We start from the raw sequence: 23716 nt of genomic DNA, 5'->3' as shown, positions 1-23716 counted from the left end.
GGAGGCTCGAGTGCATCGACGGCTAAGCGGAACCCCTCGACGGCTGCTGTGCGGCGCCGTCGCCCTGGCGCTCACGGGAGCCCTCGCGGCGCCCGCGGCGGCGGACCGGCTCACGGCGGGGACCTTCTCGGTGCCACGCAGCGGCGACGCCCCGGGCTACCAGGTGCGCGTCGACCCCGCCCACCTCGGCGTCAGCGTTTCGCGAGGCGGGGCGACCCTGCTGCGCACCGCGCCGGACGCGTTCACCTTCGGCACCGCGGTGGCGACGCGCGTACGGTCCGTCTCGAAGCAGGGCGCGACCGTGGTCGTCGAAGCCGACAGCACCGCGGGCAGGACCGTGACCCTCCGGCTGACGCCGCACGCGGACCGGTTCGACCTGAGCTGGTCGGTGGCCGGCGAGCCGGCCGGGGACCGGGCTACGCACTTCGACCTGGCGGCGTCCGGGCACTGGTACGGCGGCGGGGAGACGAGCGAGGGCACGCCCCAGCCGTACCCGCTCTCCGCGGGCGCGGTGGACGAGCCGGAGTTCTCCCCCGCCAGCTACATGATGCAGGAGCCGTACTTCTACACCTCGAAGTCGATCGGGGTGTACGTCCGCACCGCGCAGCCGATGAAGGTCGCGCTGGCGAACGGGCGCGCCGACCTCACGGTGACCGGGTCGGCGGAGTACGCGAGCACGGTGTTCGTCGAGTCGAGCCGCCGCGCGGTCTACGACGACTACGTCGGCCAAGTCGGCAAGCCGGAGAAGAGCGACGCGACCGACGCCGAGTACGCCAGTCCACTGTGGAACTCGTGGGCGCAGTACTACCGGAACATCGACCAAGACAAGGTCGTGGCGTGGGCGCGCGACCTGAAGGCCGCGAACGTCGCCGGCCACACCGTGCAGCTCGACGACAAGTGGGAGTCGAACTACGGCAACCTGACCTTCGACGCGAAGACGTTCCCCAATCCGAAGAAGCTCGTCGACGACATCCACGGCATGGGCCAGAAGTTCGGGCTGTGGACGACGTTCTGGATCAACCTCGACTCGGCGAACTACGGGTACGCCCGCGACCACGGCTACCTGCTGCACGCGAAGGCGAACCCCGCCGAGCCGTGCACCGTGACGTGGTGGAACGGCACGGCGGGGATCATCGACCTCGGCAACCCGCAGGCCCGCGACTGGTACACCGGCAACCTGCGCACGCTGATGGCGGACTACGGCGTCGACGGCTTCAAGTTCGACACCCGCTTCTTCGACGACAGCTGCGCGACGTCGAACGGCCTGACGCCGCAGGACTACCAGAAGCTCGGCGCGGACATGACCGACCGGTTCGACCAGCAGGGCGCCGGGATCCGCACGCACTGGGGGAACCAGCGCTACGGCTTCGTCATCCGCGCGGTCGACGCGGACACGACGTGGGACGGCCTGCGCACCTCCCTGCGCCGGGCTTCGGCGATCTCCGCCGACGGCTACCCGTTCGTCGAGACAGACATGATCGGCGGCTCCGAGAGCATGCCGCCGCCGTCGGAGGAAGTCCTGGTGCGCTGGGCGCAGGCGGCGTCGCTGATGCCGCTGATGTACGCCTCGACGTCGCCGGTGACGACCGTCGACACCACCACCGGCAAGCCGGTGACCTACCCCGCCGACACCGCCCGTCTGTACGCCGACGCGGTGCGCACGCACGCGAAGCTGGCCGGTTACCTGCAGACGCAGGTGAAGCAGGCGGTCGCGGACGGCACGCCGATCATGCGGCCGGTCTTCTTCGACTTCCCCGCCGACCACCGCTTCGACACGATCGACGACGAGTGGCTGCTCGGCCCGGCCCTGCTCGCCGCGCCGATGATCACGGCGGGCACGTCGCGCGACGTCGTCCTGCCGGCCGGCCTGTGGTTCGACCCGAACACCCACCGCGTCGAGCTGGGCGGGCGCACCCTGCGCGGCTACCCGGCGCCGCTCGGCACCACCCCGATGTTCGTGCGCCTCGGCGCCGCTGGTTCGGCCGGCCTGATCACCGCGCTGTCCCGCTGAGCTGACCGGCGCTCACGCGGGAGCCGAGCACCCGCGTGAGCGCGTCGGCCAGCGACGTGTCCGACGTCGAATGCCACGCGACCACGACGTCGGGCCGCAGCAGCAACGCACCGTCGGCGGGCAGGCAGACCTCAGCCAGCCAGCCGTCGTGCGGCACCGAGGCCCACCGCAGCCCGAGCCGGTCGGCCTCGGCGATCCAGTGGCCGTTGTCCGGGCCGGTGAGCAGCGTCAGACCCGGCCCGGCGTAGTCCACAGTGGACGTCGTCGCGTCGAGCCACGCGTGCGGGACGCGGGTGCCGGGGCGGCCCGCCGGGGCGTAGTGATCGGCGGGCGCGGGGTCGCGGCCGTCCGGGACGAACGCGCCGTCCGCGTACTGGGTGCCGAACATCGTCGTCATCGGGTCGCCCGGCAGCCCGCCGCCCTTGGTGAAGGCGGACAGCATGTCGCCCACGTGCCCGATCACCGTGCTGGACGCCTCGGCGATCGCGTAGCCGGCCGGACGGCGTTCGGTGTCGTACGTGCCGAGCAGCGCCGGGGCCGCCTTCCCGGCCAGCACGGCCGCGAGCTTCCAGGCGAGGTTGGCCGCGTCGGCGACGGCCGTGTTGGCGCCGGCCGCGGCCATCGGGGGCATCACGTGCGCGGCGTCGCCCGTCAGGAACACCCGGCCGTCGGCGAACCGGTCGGCCACGCGCATCGCGGACTCCCACGGTGACCGGCCGAGCAGCTCGACGTCGAGGTCCGGCACGCCCACCACGATCCGCAGGAGGTCCAGCCAGTCGCCGTCGCCGAGGGTGCCCGCGTCGGGGAAGTCGGCGGTGGAGAACAGCCAGCGGTCGGTGCCGTTGACCGAGAGGAACGCGCCCGAGGCCACCGGGTTCTCGATCTGGCACAGGTTGAACGGCTTGTCCCGCACCAGGTCCGTGAGGTCGGCGCGGAAGTGGAGGTCGAGGTTGTCGGCGAGGTGGCCGTGGCCGCCGCGGGTGATGCCGAGCGCCTCGCGGACGGGGCTGCGGGCGCCGTCGGCGGCGACCAGGTAGTCCGCGGCCAGCTCGTACGGCTCGCCGTCCGCCGGCCGCAGCACCGCCGTCACCCCGCCGTCGTCCTGGGTGAACGACACGAGTTCGGTGCCGAGCCGCACGGACACGCCGCGCTCCTGGGCGGCCCGGCGCAGCAGCGGTTCCAGCACGGACTGAGGACACAGGACGTTCGGTGCCGGACTCAGCTCGGGCATCCGCCCCTGCTGCCCCCGCCGGGCGCGCAGCAGGTCGGTCAGCTCCCGCGGGCGGGCCGCGGCGAGCGTCGGGCCGGTCAGCACCTGGCTGAACGCCGCCAGTGGCGCGCTCGCCTCGTCGACCTCGTCGGCCAGGCCGAGCAGGCGGAACATCTCGGTGCTGCGGGGGTTGAAGCGGCGCGCCTTCGGCTGGGGCGACGAGCCGTCGCGCCGGTCCACGAGCACCGGGAACACCCCTTCGCGACGCAGCAGCAGGGCGGTGGTCAGGCCGGCGATCCCGCCGCCGCTGATCAGGACGGGGACACGTGCGGTCATGGGAGACTCCCTCTAAAAGTGACACGGTACAACTCAGTACACCGTGCAACTAGTGATATCGTCAAGCCATGACCACGGAGACCGGGCCGGGCCGGCGCGAGCGCAAGAAGGCGGCCACCCACCGGGCGCTGGCCGACGCGGCCCTGCGCCTGTTCCTCGAGCGCGGGTTCGACGACGTCGGCGTCCGCGAGATCGCCGAGGCCGCCGACGTGTCCACCACGACCCTGCAGAAACACTTCCCCACCAAGGAATCCCTGGTCTTCGACCGCGACGGCGACGTCGAAGAGGGCCTGATCGCCACCGTGCGGGACCGAGCGTCCGGCACCTCCGTGCTGGACGCGCTTCGGGACTACACGCTCGCCCGCGTCCGGCTGGGCGCCGCAACCGAAGGCGCGTCGGCGTTCCTGGACCTCGTGCACCGGACGCCCGCACTGAGCCGGTACTGGCACCGGATGTGGATGCGCCACGAAGACGCGCTCAGGCGGGCGCTCGCCACGGAAACCGGGGCCCCCGAGGACGATCCCGGCTGCGCCGCGCTGGCGCACTTCGCCCTGGAGACGTCAGCGCTGGCGATGCGCGCCGCGGACCCGGTCGCGACAGCCGAAGCCGCGTTCGCGATCCTGGACCACGGCTGGCCGGCCTCCCGCTGAGCCCGGCCCTACTGCAGCGGGCCGAGAACGGACCAGTGCTCGACGAACTGCCCGTCGCGCATCCGCACGAAGTCCATCACGCGGAACTCGACGTCCCGGCCCGACGGCGGCGTGCCCAGCCACCCGCCGACGTGGCGGCCGCGGTAGATCTTGTGGGTGGCGACGACGTCATCGGTGTCCACGCAGTGCACGATCTCAACCTTCAGGCCTGCGAACGCGGTGTGCAGCGCCCGCGTGACCGCGGCCACGCTCCGGCGATCGTCCGGCAGGCCGTTCTTCGCCGACCGGTTCCGGAAATCGGGGTGGACGAAGTCGTCGATCAGCTCGACCCGGCCGCCCTCGTGCACCTGCTCGACGAACGCGCGCATCCGCGCGACATTGCCGGATTCCGTACCCACCCGGCCACGGTACTCAGAGGCAGGGCGGCCGGTAGCCGTCGACGCGCAGGCCGCGGAAGGCCAGCACGTTCGGCGTCTTGCCGACGAACACCAGGCCGCGGGCCTCGGTCAGCGCCGAGGCGAACGAGTACGTCGGCGTGCCCAGCTCGGGCAGCGACGTCCAGGCGCGGGGCGCGAAGCTGAAGAACCTCGTCACGACCTTGCCGTGCGTCGAGGGCACGAGCGTCAGCCACTTGTCGCCGCCGCTCCAGTGCGACGCCGGGCGCAGCTGGACGTAGAGGTCGTCGGTCGCGCTGTAGGTCAGCCGGAACCCCGCCGACCGGGACAGGTCGGCCTGCGCCTCGAACTGGTTGCCGAGCCAGAGGACGGCCACGTGCCATTCGGCGTTGAGGAAGCTCACCTTCGCCGCGTACCGGCCGTGGTCGCGCACGAGCAGGCTGCCCGTCGCCGGCACCGTCGTGCCCTCGCCGCTGGCCAGCCACTGCTGGTAGCCGTCGATCGACGGCGTCGCGCACTCGCACGAGCCGGCGGCCGACGCGCTCGCCGTCCCGAGCAGCGACATCACCAGCACCAGGACAAAAGCTGCAAACGGAACCCGTGCGCGCATTCCCGGGAAGCTAGCAAAGACCGGCGACCGCCCGCGCACACGTGTTTCGGTGAGCGGGATCGTGTGGCGCGCGTCACGGAATGCCTGTCGATCTTCGGCGCTGAACAGTAGAGAAAGCGTTTCGATCCGAGGGAGTGCCATGTCCGCCACCACCACGCCGCCCGAGGCGTCGACCGCGCCGGTCGTGCCCGTGCTCGACGACTTCGACTTCCCGCTCACCGACGGCGCCGCCTGCCGCATCGACGACCCGGACTGCGAAGCCTGCCAGTGAGCCCGAGCGCGGGCCGTCCACTCCGGTGGCCGGCCCGCGCCCCCGGCTCAGCCGCCGGCCGGACGCTCGACGACCACCGTGGCCATCAGCGAGTGGCCGACCCCCAGGCCCTGCTGGGACTGCTGTTCGCACGCGAACAACGCCTGCGCGAGCCGCTTCGCCTGCTCCGGTGAGCGCAGCTCCCCCGCCGCCGCGAGGACGCCGTTCCAGCGCTCGGCGAAGGCCGCGAAGAACGCCTCGACCCGCGACGGCACCTCCCCCGCGGGCGGCGTGAACCGCAGCTGCGCCGGAGCGACGTCGGTGGCGCCGCGCGCGAGCTCGTTGAGCAGCGTGCGGTACGGCGGGATCGCCTGGTTGAACGCGCGGGTGGCGGTGTGCCGGCCGACGAGCACGGACCGGTCGGTGAAGGTCACCGCGCCCAGCCGGGCACCCGCGCCGATCGCGGCCTGGACGAGGGCGTCGTCGAGGGACCCGCGGTCGTAGAAGCTCATCTGGTCGTGGACGGTCTCGTTCGCCCCCTCGAAGAAGCTCATGTTGTACGCCCAGCGCGTCTCCGGCCAGCGCGGCGTCCATTCGACCGAGTAGCGCCCGAGCACGTCGACGATCATCACGGCGCTGTCGCGGGTCTCGACGATCCGCCGCATGAGCCCGGTCAGGACGTCGATCGTGTCGGCGTGCGGCAGGTGCGAATAGGGCACCCCGCAAGACAAGTAGAGGTCGAAGTCGCCGGCGGGGAGCTCGGCGCGCATGTCGGCGACCTCGAACTCGGCGGGCCGCCCGGCGTGCAGCGAGCGCGCCGTCTCGACCATGCCGGGGTCGAGGTCGACGCCGACGTAGGCGAGCCGGCTGTCGTCGGTCACCGGGGTGAGGTCGCCGTGCGGCTCGGTGAGCAGCGCGAGCCCGTCGCCGGTGCCGGCACCGATGTCGACCACCCGCAGCGGCTCGTCCGGCCCGCGCCGGACCAGGTCGACGGCGTCGCGCAGGACCCGGTGCGTGACCACCTCTTCGAGCATGGTCTTCACCGGGTCCCGGCGCTTGGGCGAGGTGTAGTGGGCTTTCGCGTCGCGGTAGGACGTGGCGGCTGTCGTGTTCACGCCTCACCCCGGGTGCGAGCATCGTCGATCAGTACGTATGACGCGTTGCTGGTCGTGATCTCCATATCCCGATTCTGGCAAGAAAAGCCGTTCGGGTGACCGGACGTCTCGGATTGTGCCCACTGCGTTCCGTTCCTTCAGACCGGTGTAGTGGTCAGCATCCAGTGGCTGAACGCGGCGTACCGCGCGGCGAACTCGGCGGGACCGGCGGCTGCTTCGACCGCGGCGGAGAACTCCCGGACCCGCTCGAACCGGGCGATGCGGGCGTGTTCGTACTGCTTGAGGGCCTCGGTCAAGTCCGCTGACGCCAGCGCGGTCCGGAGCACACCGGCGTCCTCGACGCCGAGGGTGCCGCCCGCGGCGATGTGCGGCGAGAGGCCGTGGGCGGCGTCGCCGATGAGCGCCACGCGCGAGCCGGTCCAGCGCGGCAACGGGGGTACGAGCATGATCCGGTTCTCGAGGATCGCGTCCTCGGAGGTGGCCGCGATCATCCGCAGCAGCTCGTCGTGCCAGCCCGCTTCGGCGAGGTTGCGGGCGCGTGCCAGAGCGCGGTCGCGCTTGCTTCCCGACAGCGGCCCGGCTTCGAACTGGTTGACCATCCACATGGTCTGCCCGTCGGCGACGCGGGTGTAGCCGCCGCGCGTGCCGTCCGTCCCGATGGTCAGCACGGTGCCTTCGGGGCGCTCGTCCCCGGCCGGCACGATCGCGCGCCACGCGTAGTGCCCGGCGTGCGCCTGGGCGTCGGTGCCCGGCAGCAGCCCCGAGCGGACCCGGGAGTACACGCCGTCGGCGCCGATCAGCAGGTCGGCGTGCAGGCTCTCGCCGCCGTCGAGGTGGACGACGACCTCGTCCGCGCGGTCCTCGAACCCGGTCAGCCGGGCGGAGAGCCGGATCCGGTCGCGGCCGATGACGTCGGCGAGCAGTGTGTTCAACGCCGGCCGGGGCACCAGTAGGAAGCGGTGATCGCTGTCGTCGTACCCCTTGGCGCGCAACGGCTTCCCCGCCGGGTCGAAGAACCACGCGTTGATCTCCTGCCCGAGCGCGCGGACGTCGACGCCGGCGTCTTCGAGCACCCGGATCGCGTTGGCCCACAAGCCGATCCCGGCCCCGGCGGCCCGGATCCCGGGCGCCTGCTCCAGGACGGTGACGTCGTGCCCGATCCGCCGCAGGGCCGCGGCGGTGGTGAGCCCGACGAGGCCGCCGCCGGCGATCACTGTGTGCATGTCCCGCTCCTTCGTTCGCTCCTGCCTCCAGTCAAGGACGACGGCGTCATGATGGCAAATGCATGTTCGCTATCTGTAGCATTACCTGGGTGCATCTTGATCTGAACCTGCTGGTCGCGCTGGACGTCCTGCTCGACGAAGGCAGCGTCGGCGCCGCCGCGGACCGGCTCCACCTCTCCCAGCCGGCCATGAGCCGGACGCTCGGGCGCATCCGGCGCGCGACCGGCGACGAGATCCTCGTCCGCGCCGGCCGGGTGATGCTGCCGACGCCCTACGCCGAGCGGATCCGCGACGAGGTGCACCAGCTGGTCACGCGCGCCCAGACGATCTTCACCGCGGGGACCGACCTCGACCTGGCCACCCTGGACCGCACGTTCACGCTGCAGTGCAACGACGTCGTGGCGGGCACGCTGGTCCCCCGCCTGATCGCCCGCGTCGCGGCGACCGCCCCGGGCGTCTGCCTGCGGGTGCTCGGCGAGGCGGACACGGACGCCGACGGGCTGCGCCGGGGCACCGTCGACGTCCGGCTGACCGACGAGACGACGCACCCCGCCGACGTGCGCTCGGCGACCGTCCTGACCGACACCCTGGTCACCGCCGGCCGCCACGACCTCGCCGTCGACCCGGCGACGACGGCCGGCTTCACGGCGCTGCCCCACGTCGTCGTCTCCCGCCGCGGCCGCCGGCGCGACCGCATCGACGACGTCCTCGATGCGCACGGCACCGCCCGGCGCGTCTCTCTCATCGTGCCCACTTTGGCCATGGCCCTGGCCGCCGTCACCGCCGCCGAGCTCGTCACCGTCGTCCCCGGGATGGCCGCCGCCCGGCTCGGCCCGGAGCTGCGCGGGTGGCCGCTTCCCGTGCCGACGCCGGAGATCCCCGCGGTGCTGGCCTGGCACGCCCGCCACGACCGCGACAGTGCCCACACGTGGTTGCGCGACACGATCCGGGACGTCCTTTCTGTCGGTGGTCCCCGGTAACGTCTGGTGCGTGAACGCTCGGGAACGCATCCAGGAACTCGCCGATCGGATCGTCGTCATGCGCGACGCCTACTACCGGGGCTCGCCCACGGTGGCGGACGCGGAGTACGACGCCGTCGAGGACGAGCTGCGTGGCCTGATCGAGGCGAACCCGGACCTCGCGCCGGACCCGAACCCGCTGGACCAGGTGGGCGCGCCCGCGGTGCTGCACGCGCCGATCCGGCACTCGCGCCCGATGCTGTCGCTGGAGAAGGCGACCCGGCCCGAGCAGGTCGTGGCGTTCTTCGAGCGCTTCCCCGGCCAGCCGGTGGTCGTCATGCCGAAGCTGGACGGCCTGTCGCTGGCGCTGGTCTACGAGAAGGGCCGGCTGGCCCGGGCGATCACCCGCGGCGACGGCACGACCGGCGACGACGTCACGAAGCTCGTGCGGGCGCTGACCGACGGCATCCCGGACCGCGTCGACGCCCCGGGCCGCGTCGAGGTCCGCGGCGAGGCCGTGATGCTGCGGTCCACCTTCGCCGCCTACAACACCGCGCACCCGGACAAGCCGCTGATCAACCCGCGCAACGCCGCCGCGGGCACACTGCGGGCCAAGGACCCGGCCACGGTCGCCGGCCGGAACCTGCGGTTCTTCGCCTTCGACCTCTACACCGACCCCGACAGCGCGGAAACCGACCTGGGCAGCGCTCTGGCGTCCCTCGGGTTCACCGCCGCGGACATGCGGCGTTGCACGGAGGCCGAGGCCGCGCAGGACGTGATCACCACGATCGAGCAGCAGCGCAACGACCTGGACTACGACCTCGACGGCGCCGTGCTGCGCCTGGCCGACCGGGACGCCTACGCCGCCGCCGGCACCCGGTCGAGCTCACCCCGCGGCGCGCTGGCGTTCAAGTTCGCCGCGGAAGAGAAGACCACGGTGCTGTCCGATGTGGTCTGGGACGTCGGCAAGACGGGCAAGATCGCCCCGGTCGCCTGGCTGGAGCCGGTGTTCGTGGGCGGCACCACGGTCACCCGCGCGACCCTGGCCAACCAGGAGGTCATCCGCGCCCGCGGCATCAAGATCGGCGACACGGTGCTGGTGCGCCGCGCCGGCGACGTGATCCCGTTCGTCGCCGGGGTGCTCGACGCCTCGAAGCGCACGGGCGCGGAGCAGGAGATCGTGCCGCCGACGGTCTGCCCGTCGTGCGGCCATCCGCTGACCGAGCAGGGCAACAGCCGGGAACTGTTCTGCACCAACGTCTCCTGCCCGGCCCAGACTGTCCGTCGGCTGATCCACTGGGCGTCACGCGCCGCGGCGGACATCGACGCCATCGGCGGCGTCTGGATCGAACGGCTGGCGGAGACGGGGATCCTGGAGCAGCCGTCGGACTTCTACGGGCTGACCAAGGAAACGCTGCTGGAGTACGACCGCATCGGCGAGGTCTCGGCCACCAGGATGATCGAGTCGATCGACACAAGCCGCCAGGTCGGCCTACGGCGAGCGCTGATCGGCCTGGCGATCCCGATGGCGTCGGAAGGCACCGCCGCCCGCCTGTGCCGAGCCGGATTCGGCTCCCTGGAAGACGTAGTGGACGCGGGCGTAGACGGCCTGGTCGCGGTGGAGGACATCGGCCCGAAGGTGGCGACGTCCCTGATCGAGCACCTCACCCGGCTGCGCCCGGAACTGGAGCGGCTGCGCGAGGCGGGAGTGTCACTGGACGTACGCGAGGAGGACCTCCCACCGGTAGTAGCGGCGGGAGCCCCGTTGGCGGGCAAGACGGTGGTGATCACGGGCGGCATCAACGACCCGCGTTCGGGCGAGAAGGTCCCCCGCCCGACATTCCAGCGCCTGTGCGAAAAAGCGGGCGCCACCACGGCATCCTCGGTCTCGGCAACCACGGACCTGCTCATCACGGGCGCCGACGTCGGGGCGAGCAAGCTGACGAAAGCGGAGAAGCTAGGAGTAGAGGTAAAGGACCAAGGCGAAATCTGGCCCCTACTGATCAACGCCGGCATCGTCTAGCCCCCGGCCTCTGGCCCCGGGTCGCCCGGCCAACGCGGTGGCCACTCTCGGCAGCAACTTAGCCGCTCCAGCCAACGTGATGGCTGCTCCCAGCGGCAACTTCGCGGCTCCGATCGCACATTGGCCACTCCGGCCAACGTGTTGGCCGCTCCCGGCGGTGGCCACTCCCGGCGGCAACTTGGCTGCTCCAGTCAACATAATGGCCACTCCCGAGGGCACCTTGGCCGCTCCAGTCACACGTTGGCCGCTCCCGGCAGCGTGTCGGCTGGGGCCATCGGACCGGTATGTCATGAGGGGCACCCTCAGGGACATAAGAGCCATGAGGGTGCCCCTCATGGCTTTGGCCCAGCGAGCCGACCGGCCCCGTGTGATGGCGCGCTTTGCCACTCCCGACGGCATGTTGGCCCGCCGGGCAGCACGCTGGCCGCCCCCGTCGGCGCGCCTTACCGCCCCCGGCGGCGCGCTTTGCCGCTCGTGACGGCATGTTGGGCGCGCCGGTCAGCACGCTGACCGCTCCAGCCAACGTTGGCCGCTCCCGGCGGCGTGCCAGCCGCGGGCCGTCGGACCGGTTGTCGTGAGGGGCACCCTCAGGGACACAGGAGCCATGAGGGTGCCCCTCACGGCTTTGGGTTGGGCAGCCGACCGGCCCCGGACGGTGGCGCGCCTTGCCGCTCCTGGCGGCATGTTGGCGGCACCGGTCGGGCGAGTCGGCCGTTCCCGGCGGCGAGTCGGCCGCACCGGTCAGCGAGTCGGCCGCCTCCAGCGGCAAGTCGGCCACTCCCGCCGGCAAGTCGACCACTCCCGGCGGCGGGTTGACCGCGCCGGTCGGCGAGTCGGCCACTCCCGGCAGGCGTGTTCGCCACTCCCGGCGGGCATGGTCGCCGGCCCGTCCGCGAGGCCGCTGGGGCCGACCTTCCAGCCGTCGGGTTCTGCCGTGGGTTGTCGTGAGTGTTTAGGAGGGTTCTAACCCTCCTAAACACTCACGACCGCGGCCGCCCCAAGCAAGCCGCGGCGGTCACTTTTCCAGCAGGGCCTTGAGTTCCTCGTCGATCAGCAGGTCCGGGTCGAACTTCATGCCGGCGAAGTGGCCCGCCAGTTCCAGGGACAGCACGCCGTGCAGGCGCGTCCAGAACGCCAGCGCTCGGTGCAGTGTCGCGGCTCCCGCCGGGTGGTCTGCGGCCCAGTCGCGGTGGGTCTCCAGGTGCTTGTCGAACGGGGTCGACGCGCGGTCCGCCGGGAGCGTGCCGGAGGCCGCGTCCAGGAGCACTGTCATGACCTCGAACGAGATCGCCGTGATGTCGTCCGGGGCGTGGTAGCCCGGGACCGGCGTGCCGTAGATGAGGAAGTAGCGCTGGGGGTCGCTTCGAGCCCAGTCCCGTACGACGTGGGCCAGTGCCGCCAGGTCCGCGCCTGCGGAGCGGGCCGCGCGGACCGTGTCGGCGAGGCTTCGGTATGCGTCGCGGATCAGGGCGGTGATCAGCTCGTCGCGGCTCGCGAAGTAGCGGTACAGCGCGGGGCCGCTCATGCCCACCTGCTTGGCGATCGCGTTGAGCGACAGCGCCGGCACGCCCGCCGCGGCGATCTGCTCCCACGCGTGCTGCTTGATCTCCGCGCGCACCTGAGCCCGGTACCGCTCACGGGGGCTCTGACCAGCTGGGTCCGTCATGAGTTAGAGGATATCACTTTTCCTATTGACACTCACGCCAACGTAGTTATAGCTTCTAACCAACACGACGACCACTAACAAGGAGTACCCGATGAGCTTCCGTTCCGCGCTGATCGCGATCCCGCTGGCCGCCGCCGGGATCTTCGGCGTCACCGCCGCCACCCCGGCCGAAGCGGCGACGAGCCTGACCTGCCACGGCACCGGCATCGACCCCGCCGCCCAGCTCCACTACCGGACCGAGACGCTGATCAAGGCGCCCCTGAGCACCGTCTGGACACTGCACACCGCCGTCGAGGGCTGGCCGTCCTGGCAGGACGCCGTCACCAGCGTGAAGCGGCTCGACCCCGGCCCGCTGCGGCCGGGCTCGCGGTTCCGGTGGACCACCCCGGCACCGGCCACGCCCACCACGCCCGCGACGACCCTCGTCATCACCTCGACCGTCCAGCAGGTCACGCCCGGCCGGTGCATCCGCTGGACCGGGCCGGCGATCGGCGACGGCCTGAGCATCGACCGCGGCGTCCACGTCTGGAACTTCACGCCGGTGCGCGGCGGCGTCCTCGTCCGCACCGAGGAGAGCTGGACCGGCAAGCAGATCGAAGCCGACCCGGCCACGGCCATCCAGTACCTCGCCCCGGGCCTCGACGCCTGGCTGGCCGCGCTCAAGACGACCGCCGAAGCCCGCTGAAACCCCGCAACCGTCAGGAGAAACCGATGACCACCGCCACCGCCCGCAAGACCTCGCTCGCTGTCCTCGTCGCGGCCTGGGCCGTCCCGGTCTTCGTCGCCGGGCAGTTCGCCCTGCTCGCCGGGATCCCGATCATCGTCGTGCTGATCGGCACGCTGCGCGAACCCCGCCTGCGCGCCGTCCGCTGGCCGACCGCCGCCCTCACCGCGGTCTACGCCGGGTCGCTCGCGTTCTGGCTGCTCGGCCCGAGCGACGCGCCGAGCCTGTCGAAGTTCCTGAGCCCGGTCGCCACCGGCGTCTTCACCGCGGTCGGCGTCGCGACCGCCATCGCGCACCACGTCGTCCGGCGGCGCTCGACCACGAAGTAGCTCAGGCCTCGCCCGCGAACTCCGGGAGAGCCGCGAGCCCGGCTTCGACGAGTCCCGCCGCGCGCCCGACGTCGGCCGAGACCAGGTCCTCGACCTCCTCCGCCGTGCGGGTGACGTCGAGGTGCTTGGCCATCGACCGGAACTGGATCTGCCAGAGCGCGACGAGCGCGGTGGCCAGCACCCGCGGTTCCGGGTCGTCCGGGGTGGTGCCGGCCCGCTCGGCCAGCGCCTCGGCGGCGACCACGACGAGCTGTTCGGTCATCTCCAAGCGGTGCGCGCGCAGGGCCGGCGTGGTCGCGATCAGCAGCCCGAACCGCCGGGACTTCGTGACCGCCTCGGCCGGGTCGTCCTGCTCGGCGAGCCAAGACAGGACGGCGGCGCGCTCCTCCGCGAGGATCCGCAACGTCGCTTCGACCGGGGACACGCCGGGCTCGGCCAGGTCGGACCGCAACGCGGTCAGCGCCGCGTCCGGGTGGTCGAGGATCAGCGACTCCTTGGTCGGGAAGTAGTTGAAGACGGTCTTCTCCGACACCCCGCACGCCTCGGCGATCTCCGCCACGCGCACGGCGTCGAAGCCCCGCTCGACGAACATCTCCGTCGCCGTGTCCGAGAGCTGCTGACGCATCAGCCGCTTCTTGCGCTCGCGCAGTCCCTCGACCTCGGGCTCCCCGTTGCGCCGGGTGCGCGAGGCCGCCCAGTTCACCGTTCGCGGACTCATGGCACCAGCTTAGTGCACCGCCCGGATATTTTCTGCTACAGTAATTTTTCAGTGACCGAAGACTGGTTGCTTCCTCCCGAAATCCCCACGGAGAAACGAGTCTTGCGATGGACCCTGTCCACAACCCGATCAGCCGCGGCGCGCTCCTGCTGCTCCGGGCGAGCGCCGTCGTGGCGGCCGTGCTCGCCTGCCTGCAGCCGGTGCTGGCCGGCGCCTTCCTGCAGGGCCACTATTCGATGCTGTCCGCACACCGCATGTCGGGCATGCTCTTCGCGCTGGCCCTGCTGCCGACGCTGCTGGCGGCGCTGCTCGTGTGGCGCGGGGGCCGCGGGCCGGGCCGCCCCGCCCTGTTCGCCGCGCTGGCGCTGGTGCTCTGCGCCGCGCAGATCGTGCTGGGCTTCACCCGGGACCTGGCCGTCCACGTGCCGCTCGGCGCTGCGCTGCTCTACCTCGTCGTGCGGATCGTCATGCTCTCCTGGGCCAAGCAGCCGGTGGCGCGTTACGCCGGGGTCCCGGCGTGAGCCCCGGGATGAGCCGTCGCCGCTTCCTCGGCGTCGGCACCGTGGCCCTGGCCGGCGCCGGCGCGCTCGCCGTCGCCGGGACGCCGTTCCTGCGCGAGCTGTTCGCCGACGGCCAGCCCGGGCTGCTGCTGTCGAGCCGGGCACCGGTGCCGGCGGCGTTCCGCGCCGAACTGCCGATCCCGCCGGTGCTCGCGCCGGTGCGCAGCGACGCGACGACGGACTTCTACGAGATCGTCCAGCGCCCGGCGTCGCTGGGCATCCTGCCCGGGCTGACCACCGAGGCGTGGACCTACCAGGGCAGCTTTCCCGGCCCCACCTTGCGAACGCCCGCCGGGCGCAAGGCCGTCGTGAAGCACACCAACCAGCTGCCGCACCCGACCGTGGTGCACCTGCACGGCGGGCACACCCCGGCCGACAGCGACGGCTACCCCACCGAGCTCGTGCACCCCGTCGGCGGCGAGCAGACGAGCACCACGCCGGGCATGGCCGCGATGTCGGCGATGGCGGGCATGGCGAAGATCGACACCGGCGGCGGCCAGACCAGCCGGACCCACACGTACCCGCTCGACCAGCGCGCTGCGACGCTCTGGTACCACGACCACCGGATGGGCTTCACCGCCGCCAACGTGTGGCAGGGCCTGGCCGGGTTCCACCTCGTGACCGACGACGAGGAGGCGGCTTTGCCGCTACCACAAGGGAAGCGGGACATCCCGCTGATGATCTGCGACCGGTCGTTCGGCGCGGACGGCAGCTTCACCTACCCCGCGCTCGCCGGCGGCCAGCAGCTGCCCGGCGTCTCGCCGGCCTACATGGACGGCGTGCTCGGCGACGTCATCCTCGTCAACGGCGCGCCGTGGCCGGTGCTGCGCGCCGACCGCGCCCGGTACCGCTTCCGGATCCTCAACGGCTCCAACGCCCGCCGGTATTCGCTGGCGCTGGACCCGCAGCCGCCGGGCGGCGGCGCCCTGGTCCAGATCGGCGGCGACGGCGGCCTGCTGGCGAGCCCGCTGACCCACGACAGCATCGACGTCTCCCCCGCCGAACGCTTCGACGTCGTGATCGACTTCGCCCGTTACGCGCCGGGCACGCGCGTCCGGCTCGTCAACAAGCTCGGCTCCGGTGCGACGGCCGAAGTGATGTGCTTCGATGTCGGCACCGACGGCCGGGTGGCCGACGACAGCCACGTCCCGGCGAAGCTGTCGGAGGTCGCCGTCCTGAACCGGACCAGTGCCACGGTGACGCGGGACTTCCTGTTCCAGAAGTCCTCGGGTTCCTGGACGATCAACGGCGCCCCGTACACGCCGGGCCGCGACCTGGCGCGCGCCAAGCTGGGCACGACGGAGATCTGGCGCTTCACGAGCGACGTCCACCACCCGGTGCACCTGCACCTGAACCACTTCCAGGTGCTGAGCCGCAACGGCCACGCGCCGGGCCCGTACGACGCGGGCTGGAAGGACACGGTCGACGTCCGCCCCTCGGAGGCGGTCGAGGTGGCGGTGAAGTTCACCGACTACGCGGGCCGGTACATGCTGCACTGCCACAATCTCGAACACGAGGACATGGCGATGATGGCGGACTTCTCGACGGAGTAACGCGCACGCGACGACGGCCCACCCGGGGTTTCCGGGTGGGCCGTTCCGTCACTCCGGCCTAGCCGGGGTGTCCGATGTGGATGGTCAGCCGCCGAGGATCGCGAGGATCTGGTTCAGCAAGTTGACCAGCGCCTGCAGGTTGCTCAGGGGGCCCGGGTCGAGCAGGCCCGCGATCGCGCACAGGAGGTTGCCCAGCAGGTTGCCGGGACCGGCGTCGGCCGTGATGTTCAGGTGCACCTGGTTCAGGTGCACGACCAGGCCGAGCAGGTCGAGGTCGAGCGGGCCGAGCACCAGGTCGAGGATCTGGCAGGACGCCGCGGCGACGCCGACCGGAACGGTGACGGCCTGGGAAACGGTGCCGACCTGCTGGCCGGCGGAGTCGACCATGGTCAGGTCGGCGACGCCGTTGGCGAGGGTGCTGGTGCCATCGGTGGTGAAGCCGGTCGGCGTGAAGCTGCCGACCGCCGTGCCGGTGCCGCCCGACGCGTCGGTGAACGTGCCGGTGATCGGCGCGGTCAGCGCCGGAGCGGCCTGGGCCGCCGGGGCCGGAGCCGCGGAAGCCGTGCCCGCACCGGCGAAGAAGCCGACGAGAGCCGTGACCAGCAGGGCGACGACCGCGGAGCGGCCGAGCTTTCCGATTCTCACTGTTGTGCTCCTTTCGAAGTCCGAATTCGACTTGCTAGGAATGCACCGAAAGACCCCATCGAAAACCGGATACGGCCGGAAACCGCAGTGAGCAATCTCAACTGATCGACACGTCCGCGAGCCGTAACCAATCCGGCCGCCGGTCGTCTACACCACTCGAAGTCCGTTCGTGGCGGATAAGTAGAGGCGGGAAGCCTGCGCACCGTCCCTAAAGGACAATGTATCACAATCGCGGATTCCTCGTCACGGAATTGTGTTGGACTGATTGCCTCCGCGGCTGCGTCCGAATGCCGCAGGCCGCCGTCAGTGCCGGGACAACGCGACGTCGACGAGGCGGTGCGGCCGCAGGTTCACCGGGCCGATCAGGCCGGACGCGAGCACCTCGCCCCGCGCGTTCGCCCCGGTGTTGGTGACCCGCACCCGTACTTTGTTCCGGCCGGCGCGCAGCGCCGCCGTGACGTCCACTCGGTACGGCGCCCACAACCGGGATCCGAGCCGCTTCCCGTTGACCTCGATTTCGGCCACCTCGTGGACTTCGCCGAGGTCAAGCGTCCACTTGCGACCGGATAGCGTCGCCGCCGTGACATCGAAGTCCTTTTCGTACCAAGCCGATCCCGAATACGCCGGGTCCACGTCGGTCCAGGAACCCAGAGGACGCGTTATCGCCGAAGCGTCCGGACGATCGAAGCGGAACACCCAGTCCCCGCCGAACGAAATGGCCGTGAGCGGATCGGAAACCGTGGCCGTTCCGGAAAACGTCCGGCCGCCCCCATTCACAGTAACGCCGACCGATCCCGGGGCGATCACGCGCAAGGTCGCGGCCCGGCCGTCGGCGCGCACCCGCTCCACCGGCGCCGACGCGCTCACCGCGTGCGCGGGCTCCGCGCCCGCGCGGAACACGACCAGCAACGTGGCTTTCGGCTCCAGGCGCAGGACGGTCGCCGTGCTCCCGGACGCCGCTCGCCGCCAGACGCCCACCGGTGCCGTGGTGCCGGTGTCGGGGTCCCACACCTCGGGCACGCCGGTCGCCGGGAACGTCGCGGTCAGCTCCACGGCGTCGGCGCGCTCGTTGAGCACCACGAACAGCGGCCGGCCGGCGCTTTCCAGGCGCAGCACCCGGACGTCGTCGTGGCGCGGTTCCAGCGTCGCCGCCGCGCCACCCGCGGCGGCCACCGCGGTCGCGGCCGCCACCGGGTCGGCCGCCCGCACCGCCGTGCGCGCGGTGAACAACTCGGTCAGCGCGGCCCGCAGGCCCGCGTCGTTCCCGCCGGCCTCCCGGCTCGGCGGTGCGCCGACGAGAACCACCGTGCCGCCGCCGCGGACGAACCGGATCAGCGTCCGCACGGTCCCGACGGCGAGGATCGGCGTCCGGGGCACCACGACGATCCCGTACGCCTGCTGCCCGACGACCAGCTTCGAGCCGGTCGGCTGGGCGTGCGTCCGCAGCGCCGGGTCGGCGTCGAGCGCGCCTTCGTCGAGGAAGTCGAAGTCGACCTGGACGTCCTCCAGCGCGTGGGCGGTGGTCAGGAACGCCGTGTCGAGGTCGGCCATCGCCGGGGTGTCCTGTGTGGACTCGACGGCGCGTTGCGGCTGCAGCAGCGCGGTGCGGGCGCGAGCCGGCGCGCGGCACGCCTCCATCAGCCGGCCGATCCAGTCGTTGAGCGGCGCGGACGCCGCCCACCACGGGTTGGCCGGCTGGAACGGCGGCGGGTAGACGATCTGGTTCTCGTCGCTGAACCGCGCGTGCAGCAGCGTGTGGTTGACCCCGCGCACGGCGAACGCGCCGACCACCTCGCGGACGAACGACGGCGTGACCGGCCAGCCGGTGCCGCCCATCGCCTCCAGGTAGACGCGCTCCAGCCCGAGCTGGTGCGCGGTGCTGGCCGGCCAGCGCGAGAGCGTGCGGTGGTAACCCCGCTGGTAGTGGTCGAAGATCAGGTCGGTGCCCGGCACCTGCGCCCACTGGTTGGTCGTGTTCAGGTTGCCGGAGCTGCGCAGCTGCTCACCCGGGCCGTACTCGTCCCACAGCGGGTTGGAGATCAGCTTCAGCCCGCGCGCGCCCAGCCACTGGCCTTGGCTCTTGTAGTACGCGGCCGCGAACCGGTTGCTGACCGCGCGCCAGAACACGCCGCGCAGTCGCAGACCGGCGTCGCCGAGACCCGCGTCGTGCACCGCGGTGAGGGCGACGCCCGGCGACGTCCCGAGCGCGTGCAGTTCCGCGTCCAGCGTGGGCGACCAGGGAACCGTGTTGAACGGCCCGTCGGCCGAGGCGAGGTAGGGCTCGTCGTCGGCGAAGCCGCGCAGGACCGCGCCCGGCGCCCACGGGAACCGGCGCACGTACTCCCCCGGCACGGCGTCGAGGAACAGCCGCACGGCTTCGTCGTCGAGCAGGTCGAGGTAGGCGCGGCCGGTGCCGGTGGGGGTGCTCAGGTCGCGGACGGTGAACAGGTCCAGCTGCCAGGTCCCGGCGGGCGGCGTCCACGTGCCGCCCGCGCGGGCCTGCGCGGTCAGGTCCACCAGCGTCGCGGGATCCGTCGAGGACGCCGGCCGGGCCGCCGCGGCGACCAGCGGGACGCCGGTCGCGGGCAGGTCGAAGCCGTCGAGCGCGGCAGCGCTGTCGAACGTCTCGGTGTAGAGAACGGCACCGGTCGCGTCGCGCACGGTCAGGCTGTCCCACGACGACCGCTGGGACGCCACCGAGCGCACGCCCACCCGGCCGGCGGCGTACTTGAGGCCGTCCACCGCGGGCTGCGCGACGCCGTCCAGCGTCACGGTCAGGGTCGTTCCACGGACCCGCACGGCCAGTTCGTGGTCGGCGGCCGGGTCGAAGCCCGGGACCGCAGTGCCGCCCCGGAGCTGGGTGAACGCGCCGCCGGTCTGCTGCCAGACGTCGACGGCGCCGTCGGTGCGCAGGTCGGCCAGGACGCCGTTGTCCGCGTCGGTGCTGCGCACCATGAGCCCGGCGGTCGCGCTTTCGACGCGGACCTTCGCCACGACGTCGTAGTCCTGCCACCCGGCCCCCTCGCGCAGCAGGGTGACGCCGTCGCGGGCCGCGGCGTCGACCAGCAACCGCCCGCCCGACACCGAAAGCCCCCGGCTCACCAGCGGCACCGGCACCCCGCCGGGGACGGTCAGGACCTGGCGCCCGACGCCCTTGAGCCGCAGGTCCGGCCGCGGCTGGTAGACGCGGTCGCCGACCTTGCCGCCGTCGACGACGAGCCCGCCCGCGCGGCCGCTCGGGAAGTAGTCGTCGTTGAACAGCCACAGGTGCATGCCGTGGCGCTGCGCCTCGCGCAGGGTGAACTCGATGATCGTGAACCAGTCTTCGGTGAAGAACGCCGGTTTCAGCGCCGCCGTGTCGAACGGGAAGACCAGGACCTCGTGCACGCCCTTGTCGCGCAGGTCCGCCAGCCCGTCGGCCACCAGCGCGGTGGTGACGGTGCCGTTCCAGAACCACAGCACGGTGGGCCGCGAGTCCGGCCGCGGGTCGGCGAACCGGCCCGCCGCGCCGTCGGTTTCCGGTGCGGCGTAGGCGATCGGCCACCCGCCGGCCGTGCCGGCGATGGCCGCGGCCGAAGCGAGCGCGAGCGCGCGCCGCCGGGACAGCCGGAACTCCCCGCCGATCGACGTGGCGTGTACCGGGTCGTTTTCGATCACCGTGATCCCCCGACCGTGGATTGAAACGATTCAAGACACGGCGGAAGTTACGTGACGCCGGTCATACCCGTCAAGGCATGACCGGCATCCTGTCCGACGGGACAGCCCTATCGGCTCACCGCGTCAGGATTGCCGGGTCGCTGGTGCCGGGGCGGCCGGTCTCGACGTGCCCGGCCAGCCGGCGCAGGAACTTCGGGTCCTGGTCCGACGTCACGGAGACGTCGTACCAGTCGTTGCTCCGCCCGGTGTCCACCCGTTCGACGACCCGCGCGCCCGGCCGCAGCCGCCGGGTCGTCGAGCGCCGCCCGTAGGCGTCCGCGATCGTCAGCCGGACGGTGGCGGACCCGGTGTTGGTCAGGGTCAGCTCGACGCAGCCGCCGTCCTGGCGCGCGCTCACCTCGGGCCCGGCCGCGGTGCCCCGGAACTGCCGCAGGAAGCTGTTCGGGCCGTGGGCGGTGAAGTCGTACCCGCCGGCCGCGGGCAGCGCGCCGGACAGCGAGCGGCCCGCGCCCGCGGTGTAGGTCCGCGGGTCGGCCGACGGCGACGTCACGACGAACGCCGCGCCCGCCCGGCCGTGGTTGGCGAATGTCAGCGTCAGCTGGTCACCGTGCACCCGGGCGTCGGCCGCCAGGTCGTACGGCAGGGCCCGCGCCGGCCGCAACCCGCGTTCCTGCTTGGGCAGCACGCCCTTCGCGGGCACCGCGGGCACGTAGTCCGGGTGCCGCTCGCGGTCCGGCGGCTGGTAGGCGGCCGTGTCCGGCAGCCGCGGCACGTGGGTGTCGGCGCGCGCGAAGTCGAACGCCGACGTCAGGTCGCCGCAGACCGAGCGCCGCCACGGCGTGATGTTCGGTTCCTGCACCCCGAACCGCCGTTCGATGAACCGGATGATCGACGTGTGGTCGAACGTCTCCGAGCACACCCAGCCACCCTTGCTCCACGGCGACACGACCATCATCGGCACGCGCTGGCCGAGGCCGTACGGGCCGGCCGGGTTCGAGGCCGACCCCGCGAAGATCTCGCCGGTCGTGTCCACCGTGGACTGTCCGGCCGTCGCGTACGGCGGGAGCACGTGGTCGAAGAAGCCGTCGTTCTCGTCGTAGGTGACCAGCAGCGCGGTCTTGCTCCAGACCTCCGGGTTCGCGGTGAGCGCGTCGAGCACCTGCGCCAGGTACCAGGCGCCGTAGTTGGTCGGCCAGTTCGGGTGCTCGCAGAACGCTTCCGGCGCCGTGATCCACGAGACCTGCGGCAGCGTCCCGGCCTTGACGTCGGCGCGCAGCCGGTCGAAGTAGCCGTCGCCGGCCTTCGCGTTCGTGCCGGTGCGGGCCTTGTCGTAGAGCGGGTCGCCGGGCTTGGCGTTGCGGAAGGAGTTGAAGTACAGCAACGAGTTGTCGCCGTAGTTGCCGCGGTAGGCGTCGTCGATCCAGCCCCAGCCGCCGGCGGCGTCGAGGCCGTCGCCGACGTCCTGGTAGATCTTCCACGACACCCCGGCCTTCTCGAGCCGCTCGGGGTAGGTCGTCCAGGAGTAGCCCTTTTCGTCGTTGCCCAGGACCGGCCCGCCGCCGGTGCCGTCGTTGCCGGTGAAGCCGGTCCACATGTAGTAGCGGTTCGGGTCGGTGGAGCCCATGAACGAGCAGTGGTAGGCGTCGCAGATCGTGAACGCGTCGGCCAGCGCGTAGTGGAACGGGATGTCCTCGCGCGTCAGGTACGCCATCGTGGTCGAGCCCTTGGCGGGGACCCACTTGTCGTACTTGCCCCGGTTCCACGCCGTGTGCGTGTCGTTCCAGCTGTGCGGGAGGTCCTGGATGAACTGCAGGCCGAGGTTGTCCGCGTCGGGGTGGAACGGCAGGATGTCGCGACTGCCGTCGGACTGCGCCCAGACGGGTTTGCCGGACTGCAGCGTCGCCGGCCGCGGGTCGCCGAAGCCGCGGACGCCGCGCATGGTGCCGAAGTAGTGGTCGAACGACCGGTTCTCCTGCATCAGGACCACGATGTGCTCGACGTCGCGCAGGGTGCCCGTGCGGTGGTGGGCGGGGATCTCCGCCGCGCGGGCGATGCTGCCCGAAAGGACCGAAAGGGCGGCGGTGCCGCCGGTCAGCTGCAAGAACCGCCTGCGGTTGACGTCCGTCATGAGCACTCCGGAGGTGTGGTGGCCGGGATCCGCGCCAGTATCGCCCGCCCCGCCGGGAAACCACTACCGCCGCGGGGGAACACCGGGTGAAGCCCAGGTCAACGGCGCGTCAGACGAGCGTCTGCGTGCCGAGCACGATCGCCAGGTCGAGGCGCTCGGCGTCCTCGGTGCCCGGTTCGGCCGTGTAGACCATGATGCGCAGGTCGTCGGCGGCCACGATGAGCGTGTCGCAGTCGAGGGTGATGCGGCCGACCAGCGGGTGGTCGACGACCTTGTGCCTCGACGTCTCCTGGCTCGGCTCCGGGGCACCGGCGTCCCAGAGCTCGACGAACCGCGGGCTCCGCGACAGCTGGTCGACGAGCCGGGTGACGCTCCGGTCGGCCGGGTAGCGCGCCACGTTCAGCCGCAGGTCGGCGACCAGTTGCGCCACGAAGCCGGCGTGTTCTTCCGGGGTGTGGACGGCGCGGGTGCCGGGGCCGGCGAGGTGGCGCCAGACGGCGTTGCGTTCGATCCCACGCCAGGCCGTCGTCTCCCCCATCAGCGCGTCGTAGGGCGCGTTGGCGACGACGAGTGTCCAGGTGGCGTCGTAGACGGCGACCGGCGTGTGCGCCAGCCGGTCGAGCAGGCGCTGGACGCTCGGGGTGATCCGCGACGGGACGACGTCGAGCCCGGGCGCGACGTGCCCGGCCAGCCGGAACAGCAGGTCACGCTCGCCGTCGGCCAGCCGCAGGGCGCGCGCCAGCGCCTCCACGACCTGCACCGACGGCGACGTCGCGCGCCCCTGTTCGAGCCGGGTCAGGTAGTCGGCGGAGATCCCCGCGAGGCCGGCGAGCTCTTCGCGGCGCAGCCCGGTCGCCCGGCGGCGGCGGCCCACCGGCACCCCGGCCGTCTCGGGCGCGACGCGGTCGCGACAGCGGCGCACCATCCGGCCGAACTCCCACGTCTCCACGCCTC

General features: G+C 72.1%; 21 protein-coding genes. 9 read left to right on the top strand and 12 right to left on the bottom strand.

Annotated features, from left to right (window positions below; genetic code table 11):
* The first annotated feature begins 10 nt into the window (after nt 1-10).
* The gene (locus tag OG439_RS09710) at nt 11-2011 is read left to right on the top strand and encodes a glycoside hydrolase family 31 protein (protein ID WP_326949039.1); all 2001 of its coding nucleotides are present in this window, start codon (nt 11-13) and stop codon (nt 2009-2011) included.
* On the opposite strand, the gene OG439_RS09705 is transcribed toward OG439_RS09710, so the two are convergent.
* Entirely contained in the window at nt 1992-3557 is a 1566-nt protein-coding gene (locus OG439_RS09705; protein WP_326949038.1) for an FAD-dependent monooxygenase, read from the bottom strand. The two genes, OG439_RS09710 and OG439_RS09705, sit on opposite strands and share 20 nt — an antisense overlap.
* A 68-nt stretch (nt 3558-3625) precedes the next feature.
* Between OG439_RS09705 and OG439_RS09700 the strand changes: the two genes are divergently transcribed.
* Complete coding sequence (locus OG439_RS09700) at nt 3626-4207, top strand: TetR/AcrR family transcriptional regulator (protein WP_326949037.1); 582 nt, start codon at nt 3626-3628, stop codon at nt 4205-4207.
* 8 nt (nt 4208-4215) lie between these two features.
* Here the strand turns inward: OG439_RS09700 and OG439_RS09695 are convergent, their stop codons facing one another.
* On the bottom strand, nt 4216-4605 hold the full coding sequence (locus tag OG439_RS09695; RefSeq protein ID WP_326949036.1) for an ester cyclase: 390 nt from the start codon (nt 4603-4605) through the stop codon (nt 4216-4218).
* A gap of 13 nt (nt 4606-4618) precedes the next feature.
* Nucleotides 4619-5212, bottom strand: a complete 594-nt coding sequence (locus OG439_RS09690) for a hypothetical protein (protein WP_326949035.1) — start codon at nt 5210-5212, stop codon at nt 4619-4621.
* Nucleotides 5213-5351: 139 nt separating this feature from the next.
* Between OG439_RS09690 and OG439_RS09685 the strand changes: the two genes are divergently transcribed.
* Nucleotides 5352-5483 carry a hypothetical protein gene (locus OG439_RS09685; RefSeq protein ID WP_326949034.1) on the top strand — a complete coding sequence of 44 codons (132 nt, stop codon included), beginning with the start codon at nt 5352-5354 and terminating at the stop codon, nt 5481-5483.
* Between the two features lie 47 nt (nt 5484-5530).
* Here OG439_RS09685 and OG439_RS09680 read toward each other — a convergent pair whose 3' ends face one another.
* Together OG439_RS09680 and OG439_RS09675 are read right to left on the bottom strand one after the other, a co-directional pair.
* A complete protein-coding gene (locus tag OG439_RS09680; protein ID WP_326949033.1) occupies nt 5531-6577 on the bottom strand; it encodes a class I SAM-dependent methyltransferase in 1047 nt (348 codons plus the stop codon).
* 137 nt (nt 6578-6714) lie between these two features.
* Nucleotides 6715-7860, bottom strand: a complete 1146-nt coding sequence (locus tag OG439_RS09675) for an FAD-dependent oxidoreductase (RefSeq protein ID WP_326951517.1) — start codon at nt 7858-7860, stop codon at nt 6715-6717.
* A gap of 29 nt (nt 7861-7889) precedes the next feature.
* Between OG439_RS09675 and OG439_RS09670 the strand changes: the two genes are divergently transcribed.
* Together OG439_RS09670 and ligA are read left to right on the top strand one after the other, a co-directional pair.
* Nucleotides 7890-8780: a LysR family transcriptional regulator gene (locus tag OG439_RS09670; RefSeq protein ID WP_326949032.1), complete on the top strand. Its 891-nt coding sequence runs from the start codon at nt 7890-7892 to the stop codon at nt 8778-8780.
* 10 nt (nt 8781-8790) lie between these two features.
* Nucleotides 8791-10782: an NAD-dependent DNA ligase LigA gene (gene ligA, locus OG439_RS09665; protein WP_326949031.1), complete on the top strand. Its 1992-nt coding sequence runs from the start codon at nt 8791-8793 to the stop codon at nt 10780-10782.
* A gap of 617 nt (nt 10783-11399) precedes the next feature.
* Here the strand turns inward: ligA and OG439_RS50055 are convergent.
* Both OG439_RS50055 and OG439_RS09660 read right to left on the bottom strand, forming a co-directional pair.
* Entirely contained in the window at nt 11400-11645 is a 246-nt protein-coding gene (locus tag OG439_RS50055; protein WP_442792296.1) for a hypothetical protein, read from the bottom strand.
* A gap of 152 nt (nt 11646-11797) precedes the next feature.
* Nucleotides 11798-12448 carry a TetR/AcrR family transcriptional regulator gene (locus OG439_RS09660; RefSeq protein ID WP_326949030.1) on the bottom strand — a complete coding sequence of 217 codons (651 nt, stop codon included), beginning with the start codon at nt 12446-12448 and terminating at the stop codon, nt 11798-11800.
* Between the two features lie 91 nt (nt 12449-12539).
* Here OG439_RS09660 and OG439_RS09655 point away from each other — a divergent pair, with 91 nt between their 5' ends.
* The gene (locus OG439_RS09655) at nt 12540-13133 is read left to right on the top strand and encodes an SRPBCC family protein (RefSeq protein WP_326949029.1); all 594 of its coding nucleotides are present in this window, start codon (nt 12540-12542) and stop codon (nt 13131-13133) included.
* Between the two features lie 26 nt (nt 13134-13159).
* Nucleotides 13160-13501 (top strand): hypothetical protein, encoded by a 342-nt coding sequence (locus OG439_RS09650; RefSeq protein ID WP_326949028.1) that lies wholly within the window; start codon nt 13160-13162, stop codon nt 13499-13501.
* A 1-nt stretch (nt 13502) separates the two neighbouring features.
* Here the strand turns inward: OG439_RS09650 and OG439_RS09645 are convergent, their stop codons facing one another.
* Nucleotides 13503-14219, bottom strand: coding sequence for a TetR family transcriptional regulator (locus OG439_RS09645; protein ID WP_326949027.1), 717 nt, complete (start codon nt 14217-14219; stop codon nt 13503-13505).
* Nucleotides 14220-14326: 107 nt separating this feature from the next.
* Here OG439_RS09645 and OG439_RS09640 point away from each other — a divergent pair, with 107 nt between their 5' ends.
* The gene (locus tag OG439_RS09640; RefSeq protein WP_326949026.1) at nt 14327-14740 is read left to right on the top strand and encodes a hypothetical protein; all 414 of its coding nucleotides are present in this window, start codon (nt 14327-14329) and stop codon (nt 14738-14740) included.
* A complete protein-coding gene (locus OG439_RS09635; RefSeq protein ID WP_326949025.1) occupies nt 14737-16332 on the top strand; it encodes a multicopper oxidase family protein in 1596 nt (531 codons plus the stop codon). The genes OG439_RS09640 and OG439_RS09635 overlap by 4 nt, the downstream gene beginning before the upstream one ends.
* A gap of 84 nt (nt 16333-16416) precedes the next feature.
* On the opposite strand, the gene OG439_RS09630 is transcribed toward OG439_RS09635, so the two are convergent.
* The 4 genes from OG439_RS09630 to OG439_RS09615 all read right to left on the bottom strand — a co-directional run bounded on the left by OG439_RS09630 (nt 16417) and on the right by OG439_RS09615 (nt 23711).
* The gene (locus OG439_RS09630) at nt 16417-16977 is read right to left on the bottom strand and encodes a hypothetical protein (RefSeq protein WP_247064520.1); all 561 of its coding nucleotides are present in this window, start codon (nt 16975-16977) and stop codon (nt 16417-16419) included.
* 303 nt (nt 16978-17280) lie between these two features.
* Nucleotides 17281-20634, bottom strand: a complete 3354-nt coding sequence (locus OG439_RS09625) for a glycosylhydrolase-like jelly roll fold domain-containing protein (protein WP_326949024.1) — start codon at nt 20632-20634, stop codon at nt 17281-17283.
* A 115-nt stretch (nt 20635-20749) separates the two neighbouring features.
* Nucleotides 20750-22762 carry a phosphocholine-specific phospholipase C gene (locus tag OG439_RS09620; protein ID WP_326949023.1) on the bottom strand — a complete coding sequence of 671 codons (2013 nt, stop codon included), beginning with the start codon at nt 22760-22762 and terminating at the stop codon, nt 20750-20752.
* Nucleotides 22763-22871: 109 nt separating this feature from the next.
* Complete coding sequence (locus OG439_RS09615; protein ID WP_326949022.1) at nt 22872-23711, bottom strand: helix-turn-helix transcriptional regulator; 840 nt, start codon at nt 23709-23711, stop codon at nt 22872-22874.
* Nucleotides 23712-23716 lie beyond the last annotated feature (5 nt).

Origin of the sequence: Amycolatopsis sp. NBC_01307 (assembly GCF_035975215.1) — a bacterium.
In the GTDB taxonomy this organism is placed as follows: Bacteria; Actinomycetota; Actinomycetes; order Mycobacteriales; family Pseudonocardiaceae; genus Amycolatopsis.
This window is presented reverse-complemented; position numbering and strand designations above follow the sequence as displayed.